Origin of the sequence: Mammaliicoccus sp. D-M19, from assembly GCF_022386695.1 — a bacterium.
GTDB lineage: Bacteria > Bacillota > Bacilli > Staphylococcales > Staphylococcaceae > Mammaliicoccus > Mammaliicoccus sciuri.
This window is the reverse complement of the sequence record NZ_JAJNHW010000006.1, coordinates 63486-77309: the sequence shown is the minus strand read 5'-3', so window position 1 is coordinate 77309 and position 13824 is coordinate 63486. Positions and strand designations below refer to the sequence as shown.

The following is a 13824-nucleotide window of genomic DNA, read 5'->3' as shown; positions in this document are numbered from 1 at the left end:
CTTTTTGATTATTTTTTTAATACATCGTGTGTGCTTTCATCTTTAGTCATAACATCTTTAACGTACGGACAAACTGGATCAATTACTTTCTCTTCAAATCTTGCTTTTTCAATAACAACATCAACCAATTTTCTAGCAATACCTTGTCCTCGTAGTGAAGGATCTACAAAAGTATGATCGACTACAAGTGTCTTGCCATCTAAGTCTTGATACGTGATTTCTGCTTCAAAATCATTCTCAGAATTGCCTACATAAAATTTGTTTGTACCTTGTTTGATTTCCATTTAAAGCACACTCCTTATAAATTATTTACCTAATAATTCATCAATAGGTGGAACGACTTGTTTCTTACGAGAAACAACGCCAGGTAATACAGCGACATTTCCATTTAATTCAGTGTTGAACGCTTTTGTTACGACTTGTTGTTCTTTACCTAAAGCAATAGCAGTTGAGTCACTGTTTAAGATATCTGTAATAACAAATACAAATAAGTCATATTGTTCTTTAGCAATAATTGCGTTGATTTCATTTTCAACGTCTTCTTGAATTTCAAGAACTTCGTTTACATCAACAGTATTAACTTGTGCAATACGTACAACTTTATCACCCATGTTGAATGATTTAGCATCCATATTTAAAAGGAATTCAGGTGATTTACCCTTTACTGAAGCTCCTGCTTTTAACATTTCTAAACCATATTCATTTAAATCAACATTGGCAATTTTAGCTAATGCTTCACAAGATTGTTTATCTTGTTCTGTGCATGTTGGTGATTTAAATAGTAATGTATCAGAAATAATAGCTGAAATCATAAGACCAGCAATTTCAGGTTTAATTTCAATACCTTTTTCTTCGTACATTTTTTTTAGGATTGTTGTCGTACAACCAACTGGTTCAGCTCTGTAATATAATGGAGCTGCTGTTTCAAAATTGCTGATACGGTGGTGATCAACAACCATTGTAATTGTAGCATCTGTAATATCATCTGCACTTTGTTGGAATTCATTGTGATCGACTAAAATAACGTTTTTGTCTTTTAAAGGTGTTTCTAATAATGCAGGTGCTTGAACTTTGAAATAATCCAACGCAAATTGTGTTTCATCAGAAACGTCTCCAAGTCTTGCAGCTTGAACGTCATTTCCAAGTTCTTTTTGTAAATCTTCCATTACCAATGCTGAAGCAATTGTATCTGTGTCAGGATTCTTATGTCCAAATATAAATGTGTTTACCAATGTAATTTCTCCTTTTGCTTTGAATATTCTGTCACTTTATTTTAACATGAACACATTGTCTATTCTACAACTGCGCCTATACTATTTTCAAAATGTGTAAGCGCCCAATCGTGTCCAGCTTGATTAAAAGAAGCGACACAATTCTTAGGTATAATAATTTGATAATTTAAATTGTAAGCATCGACAGCAGTATGTAACACACAGATATCTGTACAAACGCCGACAATTTCAACAGTATCAATATGTCGTTCTCTTAATAAACTATCAAGATTTGTACCGAAAAATGCACTATATCTTGTCTTATCTATCCAAAATACGTGATTAGAATGTTTGATTGAATCGTATTGAGGCTTTAATGAGTTATATAAATTTCTACCTTCTGTACCTACGATATTATGAGGTGGAAATAATTTTGTTTCAGGATGATATGGATCATTCTCATGGTGATAGTCCATTAAATAAAAAATTAAATCTTCATTCAAGTTGTATGTTTCGATTTTATGGTGAATATTTTGTTCAATTTCTTGACCAGGTTCTCCGCATGTTAACTTACCATCTGACGCAACGAAATCATTTGAATAATCAACGATAATGAGTGCTTTCTTCAATTATATTCCCCCTAATTGTTTATAAAATGTTTTCAGTGTAATATAAATATACATGCAAGTATACGCTATATTAAGGTGGTTATGAAGTATGAAGCATATTGTTAATGTAAATCGTTATGGTGCTAAAGGTGGTTGTGGATTAACAGATACAATTGGTATTCAATTGGCTTTATTACAAGCTAAGAAGGGACCAGTAACAGTTTATATACCTAAAGGTGTTTATCATATTATTTATGAATTAGTGATATATGAACATACAACGCTTATTTTACATGATGAAGCTGTATTAATCAGAAAATCGCCTACAGCTATGCTAAAAAACGGACATAGATTGAAAAAATACTATGGATACGACGGTCATGGTAATATCAATATTATCGGTGGGACATTTGATGCGTATGGACATACAAATAATACAAATAACACAATCATGTCTATTGGTCATGCACGCAATATTCAAATACATAATGTGACATTTAAGAATGTTGTAGGTGGGCATGCGATTGATGCATGTGGCTTAGACGGATTTTATGTAAATGAATGTAAGTTTCTTGGTTTCCGTGACGATAGTGGAACGAGATTATTTAGTGAAGCAGTTCAAATAGATATTCAAACTGAAGGAGCATTTCCTAAATTTGGGGCAACAGATGGTACGATAACTAAAAATGCACTGATTGAAAACTGTTATTTCGGAAATTCAGGTGATCCAAACATGTTACCTTGGAATAGAGCAGTTGGATCTCATGCAAGTATGTATGATGTGTTTTATGAGAATATAAATATTCAACATAATACTTTTGAAGGATTAGGGGATTTCGCAGTTACTTTATTAAAAGCGAAAGATTCATCCGTTACACACAATCAATTTATAAATTGTGAGGGCGGTATTCGATATTTAGCTGTACCAACAGGTAAATATTCATTAGATATCCATAAATTAAATAGAGGCGGACAAGCAGGGTCAACTATATTGATAGGTGATAATACATTTAAAGATATTAAAAGTAAACCAAGTATTTTAATTAAAAGTTATGAAGACGTTATGAATAAAGATATTTATATTTATAATAATCATTTTGAAGGAGAATCTTCAAATAATATTAAATTCATTAAGACGACAGATATTTATTTATACAACAACCGTAATTTAAGCAATATCAAACAAGATCAAGTTGAGAACCTTATTCATATATAATTAAAATGGAGGATATGATGAATAGCATAGACAGTTATATTGAACAAATTGATGAAAAGAAAAAAGAAACATATATTCATTTGCTAAATACAATCAAAACGCATTTACCACCTGGCTATGAACTAGTCATGCAATACGGTATGCCGACATTTGTAGTACCTTTAGATAAATATCCAAAAGGTTATTTAAATAGAGCAGATGAACCACTTCCATTCATTAGTCTTGGTGCTCAAAAAAATCATATTGCCTTATATCATATGGGGTTATATGGGATGAATGAATTGAAAGAATGGTTTGAGAATAGATACAGAGAACAAGTACCAACTAAATTAAATATGGGGAAAAGTTGTATTAGATTTACAAACAATAAAAACATACCCTTTACTTTAATAGGTGAGTTGAGTGAAAAAGTCACTGTAGATGAATGGATACAAAAATATGAATCAGGACATAGAAATCAAAAATAAAACGCTTCTGGGATTATAATTCCCAGAGGCGTTAATTTATGTAATTCGTTTATCAAAATTGCCTAGCACTTTTACATTAAAGTCTAATGTTTTTAGGATTGTGATTACTTTCTTCATTTCTACATCTTCAGCGCTACAATCTGCTTGAACAAAGAAATGATACATGCCGAGTTGTGTCTTGAGTGGTCGAGATTCAATCCATGATAAGTTGATATTAAATAAAGCAAATGTATTTAATATACTTGCTAATAAGCCTGGTTTATCTTGGTCAGGTGTAATTAACAAAATACTATCTGTTGCTTTTTCAACATGTTTTTCTTGTGCTGATAAAATTAAAAATCTTGTTGTATTATGTGGATAGTCTTCAATGTGTTCATATAATGCTTCAACATCGTCATTAGATTTTTCTAAACCAATTGGTGCAATTGCGCCAGTATGTACATCTATTTCATCTAAACTTTGAACGGTACTGTCAGAATATCTGTATGCAAAGTTATGATTTTTAATAAATTTAGATGTTTGATTGATTGCTGGGGCAATAGAAACAACTTCTTTAATATTTTCTAATTTTGCGCCTTTTTGAACATAAAGAGAAAATGATATATCTAGATGTAATTCGTCTATAACGTGGATTTTCTGTTCAGTTAATGAATCGGCAATGATGTTGATTGTACCTTCGATAGAATTTTCAATTGGGGCTATTGCGATGTTTTCTGGGTCAGCTTCAATTGCTTTAACCACTTCGTATAAATTTGACTTAGGAATATATTCAGTGATTTCATCTGGATTATATTTAAGTGCTGCCATATGTGAAAATGTACCTAATGGTCCTAAATAATATAACTTCATAAATGACTTCCTTTCTAATGCATTGGACAACCTTGTTGATTTTGTCTATATAAAAAGTTTGGACTTCTCATCTCATTATCATAGCCTTTATGATAATTATGTACAAGTGAAGGTGAAAGAGGAGGTGCAAGCCAACTCCATTTTCCGGTCACTTTTCTATTAGCTTTACATTCATTCTCTTCAAATTTCTTAAATTGTTTAGAGGCATTATAATGATCAACAATTGCAACACCAGCTTCTTTATACGAATGATAAATAGCATAATTAAACTCTACTAAAGCTCTATCTCTCCAGTAACTTGAAGTTGTCGTTGTATCAAAATCAAATGCTTCTGCAATGTCTTTTAATTTATTATAGCGATATTCGTCAGTAAAATTTCTAACGCCTATTTCAGTTTCCATGTACCACCCGTTGAATGGGGCAGTATGATAATATATACCACCGATTTCTAAATCCATATTTGAAATGATAGGTACTGCATACCATTTTAGTTGTAGTGATGCTAACTTAGGATACTGTTTATGGTTAATGTTAATTTCTTTAATGAGTTCTTGTGGGTATTGATGAATTTTTAGGCTTTGTTGATTAATTCGATACATTAATGGAAGTACATCAAAATCAGTATGTTGACTTTGCCAATTTAAATGGTGTGCTAATTTCGTCATTTCAATAGATTTAGGGTCGCCTTTATCTTCGTATCCTGCATATCTAATCAACTGTTCATTCATAATTTCTATTTGGTTGTTATATATGCTGATCATGGGTTTGATTTTTCCATCATTTGTAGCGCCTTTAATGTGACTTTCAATTGAAGTAATAAATGCTTGTTCATCTTGAATATGTCTTAAATCTCTTACCGTCAATTTATCCCAAAAAAGTCTACCAATACATCTATTTGAATTTCTCCAAGCTACTTTCGCACCATATTCTAATTCTTCAGTTGTGTGGGTATAAGTACCAGTTTGAGAAATTTCATGTTCTATTTCTTGTATTCTTTTATTCATTTGTAATTCTGATATTTCTAATTCTTTATACATATCATTAATAAAAGCAGTCGCTTTATCTCGTAACATAAATACACCTCTATGTACTAGTATAAGCGACTGCTATTTTTTGACAATATATGAATTATGACAATTTACCAATTATTTATATCTTGTCGTTCACCTTTAAAATTACCTGACTTTTTATGACGTTCTTTCAATACTGATATGACATCTTCAAATTTAACACCTCTATCATGAAGTAATACAAACAAATGATAAAGTACATCAGCCACTTCATTTGTGAGTTCTAATTTATCATCTTTCATAGCTGCAATAACAACTTCAAATGATTCTTCTCCATATTTTTTAGAAATTTTATCTATGCCTTTATTAAGTAAATAATTTGTATATGATTTTGGATTATTAGAATCAACACTTTCTTGAATAGTCGTTTCTAATGATTCGAGCGTGTAAGGTTCTTCAGTATTAAAGCAACTAACAGATCCAGTATGGCAAGTAGGGCCATCAGGTTTGACTTGTAGTAAAATTGTATCTTGGTCACAATCTAATTGTATATCGATAACATGCTGGATATGATTGGATGATTCGCCTTTTTTCCATAGACGATCTTTACTTCTTGAATAAAACCAACAGACTTTCTCTTGAATGGTTAAGTTATAAGCTTCTTCATTCATATAACCTAACATTAATACTTGTCCAGTTTGGTAATGTTGTAAAATTGCTGGTACAAGACCTTTAGAAAAATCAGGTGCAAATTCACTCATCGTACATTCACTCCTTCATTAGATAAATGTGTTTTGACTGCTTGTATTGTTGTTTCTTTATCGTGAAAAATACTTGCAGCGAGACCTGCAGATACATCCGTTTGTTTAAATAAATCAACAAAATGCTGGCTATTACCGCCACCACCTGATGCTATTACAGGTAAAGTCACCAGTTGATTAATTTCAGTTAATAAACGATGATCAAATCCTTGTTTAACGCCATCATAATCCATACTTGTAATTAATAATTCACCAGCGCCGAGATTTTCAACTTCTTGAACCCAATCTAACACACGTTTATCTGTACGCTGTTTACCACCATGTGTATAACAGTACCAATCTTGATGTTCTTCTTCCCATTTAGCATCAACTGCGATACAGATACATTGTTTTCCGAACTTATCACTCGCTTCACGAATAAATGCTGGGTTACGCAAAGCACTTGAGTTTAAAGAAATTTTATCAGCACCATGATTAAGTAATACCGAAATATCTTCAAGTGTACTAATACCACCACCAATTGTAAGTGGAATGAATAATTTTGAAGCTGTTTCTGATATGATATCTAACATCATTTGATGTCCATTTTCTGTCTTAGAAATATCTAAGAACACAAGCTCATCTGCCGCTTCTTGATTATAATATTCAGCTAATTCAACTGGATGTCCAATATCTCTCAAACCTTTAAACTTTATGCCTTTAACGACACGTCCATCTTTAACATCTAAGCATGGGATGATTCTTTTTTTGATCATTCAATACCCTCCCAAAATGCATCCGTATTTGCTGCTTTTCCAACAATAGCAGCGTGCACATTTAATGCATCCAGTTGCTCAATGTCATCTTTATTTCTTATACCACCTGAAGCAATAACAGGAATAGATGTTGATTGGACTAATTTGCCTGTTAATTCAAAGTTTGGCCCAGATAATTTACCGTCTTTTGAAATATCTGTATAGATAATTCCGCCGAGAGGGAATGTGTTAATTTTTTCAATGAAATCAAATAGGTTTATTCCGGCATCATCAAGCCAACCGTTTAATTTGATTTTTTCAACATACGCATCGACAGATAAATATATTTTATTTGGAAATGTATGCGTTACTTCTTTTAACCAGTCTAAGTCTTGTATACCTTTAGTGCCGACGATAATGTACTCAACACCTTTATTTAAATATGATTCAATCGTTTCAACACTTCGAATACCACCACCAACTTCAATTGGTAAATGGGTTAAGCTGACGAGTTGTTCTATGTAATCTGCTTCTGTTGGTTGTTGATTTTTAGCGCCGATTAAATCGATAACATGAATTCTAGAAACTTGTTTAAATTTTGAATAGAAAGCTATTGCTTCTTCTGCAGTTCTAGGCATAGATTCTTTAGAATCATATTTACCTTCAGTTAATCTCACGCTTGTGGAGTCTATTAAATCTATTGCTGGCCAAATTTCAATCATTTAAAAAACCTTCTTTCAATGCTTGGTCTAGTATTTTGAGTCCGTAATCACCGCTTTTTTCTGGGTGGAATTGTATACCGATAATATTTTTTTGTTGCACGATTGCAGTGATTGGTTGTCCATAATCTGCTGTAGCAACTATAGGTAAATCAGTAGAGACATGATAAGAATGTATAAAGTAAACATCACCATCAAGTAGAGGATGTTCACTTTGTAAATTGTTCCATCCTAAATGTGGAACAGGGTAGGGACTCTCTATAGGTATAACGTTCCCTTGCAATAAATTTAATCCTTTTGTTGAACCTTCTGCGCTGTATTCAAATAGCACTTGCATACCTAAACAAATGCCAATGATTTTATGCGTATCTTTAATATCTTTAATCACTTTGTCTAGACCACTTGATGTTAATTGTGTCATAGCATCTTTGAAGTGCCCGACACCTGGAAGAATAACATGTGTACTCTTTTTTATAGTTTCTTCATCTGAAGTTAATTTGGCATCATATCCTAAATGTAAGAGGGCACGTTCAATATTTTTAATATTGCCAAGTCCGTAATCAATGATTGCAATCATTATTCAATCACACCCTTAGAAGAAGGGATACCAGCATAATCATCTTGTGTTAATGCGATTTTTAGACTTCTAGCAAATGCTTTGAAAATCGCTTCGATTTCATGGTGCGTATTGCCACCTCTAATTAAATCAATATGTGTTGTTAATCTTGCATTAATCACAAGTGCTCTAAAGAATTCCTCTACAAGTTCTGTATCAAATGTTCCAACTTTTTCACGAGAAAATGTCGCATTAAATGATAAATATGGTCTGCCACTAATATCCGTTACAACACGTGCTAAAGTTTCATCCATTGGTATATAGAATGAACCATATCTTGTAAATGATTTTTTATCTTTAACGACTTCAAGAAGTAATTGACCTATTACAATACCTATATCTTCAACTGTATGATGATCATCTACATGTGTATCTCCAACAACTTCTATATTTAATGCAATACCACTATGAAAACTAAATAACGTCAACATATGGTCTAAGAAACCAACACCAGTATTAATGTGTGAATCCTCTCCATCTAATCCTAGTTGAATTTTGATATCTGTTTCTTTAGTTGATCTTTCTTTTTGATAAGTCATATTCTTGTCTCCATTCTTTAACGATTTTTTCAAGTTCATTTAATTCTGATTTTGTAGCTATTGAGTATCTAACTGTTTGTTGCATGTTTGGTTCATCATAAAATCTTGGTAAATAGCCATGGTCATAAATATACTGACCTAATGAATCTGCTAAATCTCCATAAGTTAATACGAAATTTGTTTTTGAAGGTATCACATGGATAATATCGCTCACATGTTGTTCGAAAATATTTCTTAACTGACTACTCAATTGTCTTTGTTGCGTTAATAATGAATGTACAATTTCTTTGTTACTAAAAATTTCAGTCGCAATATTTAAAGTTAATGTGTTTAATGGATATGGATGTGCGATACGATTTAAAGTTTGAATGGTCTTCTCGGTAGAAATGACGATGCCGACTCTTAAACCAGCTATTGCAAATGCCTTACTTAACGTACGCATTTGAATGATATGGTCTTGTAATTCAATATCGTATGCATCTCCGAAATCTAAATAAGCCTCATCAATAATAAAATAACCACCAATTGCTTGCATTTCATTCGCGATTTCCTCTAAAAATGCTTTAGGATATTGAATGCCTGATGGATTATGAGGCACACTCATAATGAAAAATGCTGGCTTTAATTTTTGGATTGATTGCTTAATTTTATCTAACGAGAATGTATAGTCATATTCTGCATCTACATAATGGATAGGGCGATTAATTTGATGCGCATATGCTGTATACATGAAGAAATCTGGATTCAGCGTTAGGACTGGTCCATCTGGTAATGCAATCATGCATTTTTGAATCCACTCATCTGAACCATTCGCTGCAGAAACTTGGTTAGGTAATAATTGATAGTAGTCTGCATAAGACTTGATAAAGGCATCATATTCCTCATCAGGATAAAAATTAAAATTTGATTTGGCGATAATATTTTTTAAAGTTGCATCATCTAATGCAGGAATAGGGCTTTCATTCTTGTTTATTCTAATCATGTTTCACGACTCCTCGTTGTTTGTTAATCTCACTTCTAAAGATTGCTTATGTTGATATAAACCTTCTTGTTCAGCTAAAGCTATAGCACTCGGTGCAATACTTTGATAAGTGTGTTCATCTAAATGAATGATAGAATGACTCGTTAAGAAATCATTGACTGTTAAACCATTCGAGAATCTTGCTGTTTTATCAGTCGGTAATACATGACTTGGTCCAGCAGCATAGTCACCAATTGCTTCAGGTGAGTATTGACCTAAGAACATTGCTCCGACGTATTTAATTTTACCAATATATTTACTTGGATCAGTCGTTTGAATAGATAAATGTTCTGGCGCAATATAATTAATGACTTCTATTGTTTCATGAATATCACGCGTTAAAATTGGATAATGATAATTTTTGATACTTTGTTCGATAATTTGTTTTCTTGGAGCTTGATCTATAGCTTGTTGTAGTTTCTGTTGAACTTTTGTTAAGAAAGAAGAATCTGTTGATACTAGAAATGTTCTAGCTTGTTCATCATGCTCTGCTTGGGCTAATATATCTTGAATGATGTAATCTACATTTGAATTTTCATCAGCAATAAGTGCAATTTCACTTGGACCAGCTATTTGATCGATACCAACGACACCGTATAATAACTGTTTACTTAATGAAACAAATTGATTACCAGGTCCAACAATTTTATCTACTTTCGGAATCGTTTCAGTACCGAAAGCTAAAGCAGCAATACTTTGAGCACCACCAACTTGGAATACACGATCTACACCCGTAATATGGCATGCAGCAAGTATAGCTGGGTCGATACCATCTTTTTGTGGTGGGGTAACAACAATAATTTCTTGAACATTTGCTACTTTAGCAAGGGTAGCTGTCATCAGAACTGTTGATGGATAACTTGCTTTTCCACCTGGTACATAAATGCCGACTTTTTCAATAGGGTGATAAAGTTGGTAAGTTTGACCTGTTGTTACATTTTCATGTTTAATTTTTTGTTGAAAATTTTTAATTTGTTCAAAGCTTGTTTCAAGTGCTGATCTTAAAGTGTCTGATATAAGGTTAATGCTGTTTTTTATATCATATTGTGGGACTTCAAGTTGCTCCAATTCAACATTGTCAAATTTCTTATTATAGCGAAATAAAGCTTGGTCTTGATGTTCTTTTATATCTTGGATAATTTTTTTAACATCTTCAGTATTACTTTCGTCTGTTAATCTATCTTGTTCAAATTTATTTATGAATTCCGTTTTAGATAGCATTCATCGACACCCCAATTTCTTCTATAAATGATTCAATCATATTTGATTTACTAAAAAATGCATGTTTATTTGTAATCAGTTTAGCATTAATGTCACCGATGGATTCTTTTTCAACGAGTCCATTAGATTTTAATGTTGTACCTGTTTGTACGATATCTACGATTGCATCAACCATATTCACTACTGCTGCTAATTCTACAGATCCTGATAATGGAATAATTGAGACATCTTGTCCTTTATTTTTAAAGTACGCTTTCGTCGTTTTAACATAAGTCGTCGCAATTTTTTTGTATTCTGTTACTTCAGGTTTACTCGCAACAGCAAAGTGACAATAACCAAAAGGCAAATCAACTAAGTTGTTTACATTGAGTTTATCTTTTTCATCAAGAATATCACTGCCTGTAATACCAATATCAGCGATGCCTTCTTCAACATAAGTTGATACATCATTTCCTTTAACAAGAATAAATCTAACGTTCGCAACTTCTATTTGAAGTTTACGTTCTCTATTATTTAATGCGTCTGCCCATTTTGGGTTGCCATTTTCATCAATGAATTTTATGAAATCTTTTAATAAACGTCCTTTACTTAATGCAACTGTTAACATAATGACCTCCTATGATAGTTGAATACCAAATCCAAAACCTTCTAACGTACCGTTATAATGTCCGCCTGAAGCGATTGGATTTCGATTGTTATTTTCATAAAGCTGAATGAAGCTCCCAACATAATATGATTTTGGGGGCATTGTTGTTATATCTAAATGTATATGGTTAATACCTGATGCTTCTAATGTCGCTTTCCAATATTGTAAAGATTTATAAGTTGGATGGTCAGTATCAGCAAAAGTTGTTAAAAAGTCTAATTGTTGATGAGTAGGTGTTTTAAGTAATTGTACGAGTGAATGATTTTGTGATAGTAGTTTAGAAATTTTTGAAATATTTCTTTCACTAATAGCCGTAAACAATTCTTCGTTCTGTTCTTCTTTAGAAAGTAAAAGATCAAATAATTGATAATGTCCAATAACAGCAAAATCAACATTTAAATCAAGTTCATTTTGGATAAAGTCATGTATATATTCATAACATTGCAACATGTCATTCCTTTTAGGATTAAAAATTTCAACACCTAAATTTGTATATATGTGTTCATTAATTGCTATAGGGCCAGCATATGTTACAGAACGTGCATCAAGATGATATTCACGACTATAATGTTGGATTTGATCCGTCCAATCATTTCTTAAACTATAAAATGCATCGCCATTTTTCCAAATACTTCTTGTATCTAAACTATTCAAGTCATCTTGCGTCAATTGTTTCCAATGAAGTTTCTCTATGAAACTCATATCAATCACTTCGTAATCTCGAGTACTAAAATATTTTAGAAATTTAAGTTCTTTTTCTTTCTTTTGAATAACGTCATCTCTGTAATTTACATAATCCATATTATAAACCTCGCTTTTACTCTCTACCAAGTTAAAGTATTTATTTAATTATAAATGATACTATAACATGCATAACGAAACATATCAATTGAAAGTTCTGAATATTTAAAATATCAAAAAAAATAAACCCAAAGACATTTGAATTAATCAATGTCTTTGGGTTCTCATTATATTTAAACGATGTGATTTTAAATTTTAATAATATCTTAAATTATGCTTCAACTTTTGTAGGTGTTCTATGAATGAGTAATAGAATAAACACGATAAATACAAACGCAGCAATTATCGTAAAGAATATTGTTCCGTTTGATAATTGTATAATCGTTCCTCCAAGCATTGGACCAATTATGCTACCGACACTAAATGACATAGCTATCATTAAATTACCGGCTGGTAGATTATGCTTTGGTGTTAAATCTGTCATAAAGCTTACACCTAATCCATAAAAAGATCCTGTGAATAATCCTGCGATTAAGAATAATCCCATCATAATAAATGTACTTGTTGGTAAAAAGTCTCCTAACATAAACACGATACTGCCGATTAATGTTAATCCAGTTAATACTTTCTTTCTACCATGAATGTCACTAAACATGCCTAATGGTACTTGGAAAAGAATAGCACCAAGACTAAATGCAGGTAAGATTAACGTAATACTAGTGACATCAAGGCCATTTCTTAAACCATAAACAGGGAAGTTACTATGTAATCCAGCTTCAAACAATCCATATAATAATGGAAACATAAATGCAATCCATGATGTTCGTATTACATCTCCAAAGTTTTTTAAAGTGTTTAGTATACTGACTGGTCTAACATTAGATGAAGGGAATTCATTGTGTATTAAAAGGACTAATGAAATAGTTATTAATGAAAGTATTGCTGAAAGGATGAAAGGTAAAGCTTCCGAAACGTCAACAAGTTTAGCTAAAAGAGGTCCTAACATGAAACCTGCTGAGAAACTGAAACCATATACAGAAATCGTTCTTCCTAATTTTTCTTTAGGTGTAATATGTGTTAACCAAGTTTGCGTGCTAAAGTGTAACATATTATCACCAATACCAATTAATAGTCTTAAAATAAACCAAATAGATAATGTCTTTAAAGTTGGAAATAACAATAAAGATAAGGCTACTATGGCTCCACCAATTAATATCATATATTTAAACCCAGACTTTCTAACAAGCCCTTCAATAAAAAAAGAAGATAAGAATACACCTATATATAATGAAGTTGCATGTAAACCATTCATTGAACTTGAAATACCATTTCGTTCAAAAATGACCGATATAAGTGGTAAGAGCATTCCTTGTGAAAAACCAGAGACAGCTACAATAATTGAAAGTATAATAAATAATTTTTTGAATGAAGAGTTATTCATTTGTATGCCTCCTTCTAAATTTTA

General features: G+C 31.9%; 17 protein-coding genes. 2 read left to right on the top strand and 15 right to left on the bottom strand.

The features are described from left to right. Positions 1–8 precede the first annotated feature (8 nt). The 3 genes from LQ675_RS11495 to LQ675_RS11485 are packed head-to-tail and all read right to left on the bottom strand — an operon-like array spanning position 9 to position 1840. Positions 9–284 carry a GNAT family N-acetyltransferase gene (locus tag LQ675_RS11495; protein ID WP_107601898.1) on the bottom strand — a complete coding sequence of 92 codons (276 nt, stop codon included), beginning with the start codon at positions 282–284 and terminating at the stop codon, positions 9–11. Positions 285–305: 21 nt separating this feature from the next. Then, positions 306–1232, bottom strand: a complete 927-nt coding sequence (locus LQ675_RS11490) for a manganese-dependent inorganic pyrophosphatase (protein WP_107601897.1) — start codon at positions 1230–1232, stop codon at positions 306–308. A 59-nt stretch (positions 1233–1291) separates the two neighbouring features. Further along, positions 1292–1840 carry a cysteine hydrolase family protein gene (locus LQ675_RS11485; protein WP_058591855.1) on the bottom strand — a complete coding sequence of 183 codons (549 nt, stop codon included), beginning with the start codon at positions 1838–1840 and terminating at the stop codon, positions 1292–1294. Positions 1841–1928: 88 nt separating this feature from the next. Between LQ675_RS11485 and LQ675_RS11480 the strand changes: the two genes are divergently transcribed. Together LQ675_RS11480 and LQ675_RS11475 are read left to right on the top strand one after the other, a co-directional pair. After that, entirely contained in the window at positions 1929–3035 is a 1107-nt protein-coding gene (locus tag LQ675_RS11480) for a glycoside hydrolase family protein (protein WP_048540639.1), read from the top strand. 17 nt (positions 3036–3052) lie between these two features. Next, on the top strand, positions 3053–3502 hold the full coding sequence (locus LQ675_RS11475; RefSeq protein WP_103354162.1) for an iron chaperone: 450 nt from the start codon (positions 3053–3055) through the stop codon (positions 3500–3502). 36 nt (positions 3503–3538) lie between these two features. Here LQ675_RS11475 and LQ675_RS11470 read toward each other — a convergent pair whose 3' ends face one another. From LQ675_RS11470 to LQ675_RS11415, 12 genes are all read right to left on the bottom strand, one after another. Continuing rightward, positions 3539–4351: a prephenate dehydratase gene (locus tag LQ675_RS11470; RefSeq protein ID WP_075578460.1), complete on the bottom strand. Its 813-nt coding sequence runs from the start codon at positions 4349–4351 to the stop codon at positions 3539–3541. A gap of 14 nt (positions 4352–4365) precedes the next feature. Further along, positions 4366–5424: a nitric oxide synthase oxygenase gene (locus tag LQ675_RS11465; protein WP_058611146.1), complete on the bottom strand. Its 1059-nt coding sequence runs from the start codon at positions 5422–5424 to the stop codon at positions 4366–4368. A gap of 65 nt (positions 5425–5489) precedes the next feature. Beyond that, the gene (hisIE, locus tag LQ675_RS11460; RefSeq protein WP_048540643.1) at positions 5490–6122 is read right to left on the bottom strand and encodes a bifunctional phosphoribosyl-AMP cyclohydrolase/phosphoribosyl-ATP diphosphatase HisIE; all 633 of its coding nucleotides are present in this window, start codon (positions 6120–6122) and stop codon (positions 5490–5492) included. Beyond that, on the bottom strand, positions 6119–6877 hold the full coding sequence (gene hisF, locus LQ675_RS11455; protein ID WP_048540644.1) for an imidazole glycerol phosphate synthase subunit HisF: 759 nt from the start codon (positions 6875–6877) through the stop codon (positions 6119–6121). The genes hisIE and hisF overlap by 4 nt, the downstream gene beginning before the upstream one ends. Beyond that, positions 6874–7578, bottom strand: a complete 705-nt coding sequence (gene hisA / locus LQ675_RS11450) for a 1-(5-phosphoribosyl)-5-((5-phosphoribosylamino)methylideneamino)imidazole-4-carboxamide isomerase (protein ID WP_048540645.1) — start codon at positions 7576–7578, stop codon at positions 6874–6876. Before hisA ends, hisF begins: the two co-directional genes overlap by 4 nt. Further along, positions 7571–8152 (bottom strand): imidazole glycerol phosphate synthase subunit HisH, encoded by a 582-nt coding sequence (gene hisH / locus LQ675_RS11445; protein ID WP_075578459.1) that lies wholly within the window; start codon positions 8150–8152, stop codon positions 7571–7573. Before hisH ends, hisA begins: the two co-directional genes overlap by 8 nt. Then, positions 8152–8730 carry an imidazoleglycerol-phosphate dehydratase HisB gene (hisB, locus tag LQ675_RS11440; RefSeq protein ID WP_048540647.1) on the bottom strand — a complete coding sequence of 193 codons (579 nt, stop codon included), beginning with the start codon at positions 8728–8730 and terminating at the stop codon, positions 8152–8154. The genes hisH and hisB overlap by 1 nt, the downstream gene beginning before the upstream one ends. Beyond that, the gene (locus LQ675_RS11435; protein WP_048540648.1) at positions 8702–9712 is read right to left on the bottom strand and encodes a pyridoxal phosphate-dependent aminotransferase; all 1011 of its coding nucleotides are present in this window, start codon (positions 9710–9712) and stop codon (positions 8702–8704) included. The genes hisB and LQ675_RS11435 overlap by 29 nt, the downstream gene beginning before the upstream one ends. Before the next feature lie 3 nt (positions 9713–9715). Next, positions 9716–10972 carry a histidinol dehydrogenase gene (gene hisD / locus LQ675_RS11430; RefSeq protein WP_048540649.1) on the bottom strand — a complete coding sequence of 419 codons (1257 nt, stop codon included), beginning with the start codon at positions 10970–10972 and terminating at the stop codon, positions 9716–9718. Further along, positions 10962–11579 (bottom strand): ATP phosphoribosyltransferase, encoded by a 618-nt coding sequence (gene hisG, locus LQ675_RS11425; protein ID WP_025905120.1) that lies wholly within the window; start codon positions 11577–11579, stop codon positions 10962–10964. Before hisG ends, hisD begins: the two co-directional genes overlap by 11 nt. A gap of 9 nt (positions 11580–11588) precedes the next feature. Next, positions 11589–12419 carry an ATP phosphoribosyltransferase regulatory subunit gene (locus LQ675_RS11420; protein ID WP_048540650.1) on the bottom strand — a complete coding sequence of 277 codons (831 nt, stop codon included), beginning with the start codon at positions 12417–12419 and terminating at the stop codon, positions 11589–11591. Between the two features lie 211 nt (positions 12420–12630). Next, on the bottom strand, positions 12631–13800 hold the full coding sequence (locus LQ675_RS11415; protein WP_239728106.1) for an MFS transporter: 1170 nt from the start codon (positions 13798–13800) through the stop codon (positions 12631–12633). Positions 13801–13824: the final 24 nt, after the last annotated feature.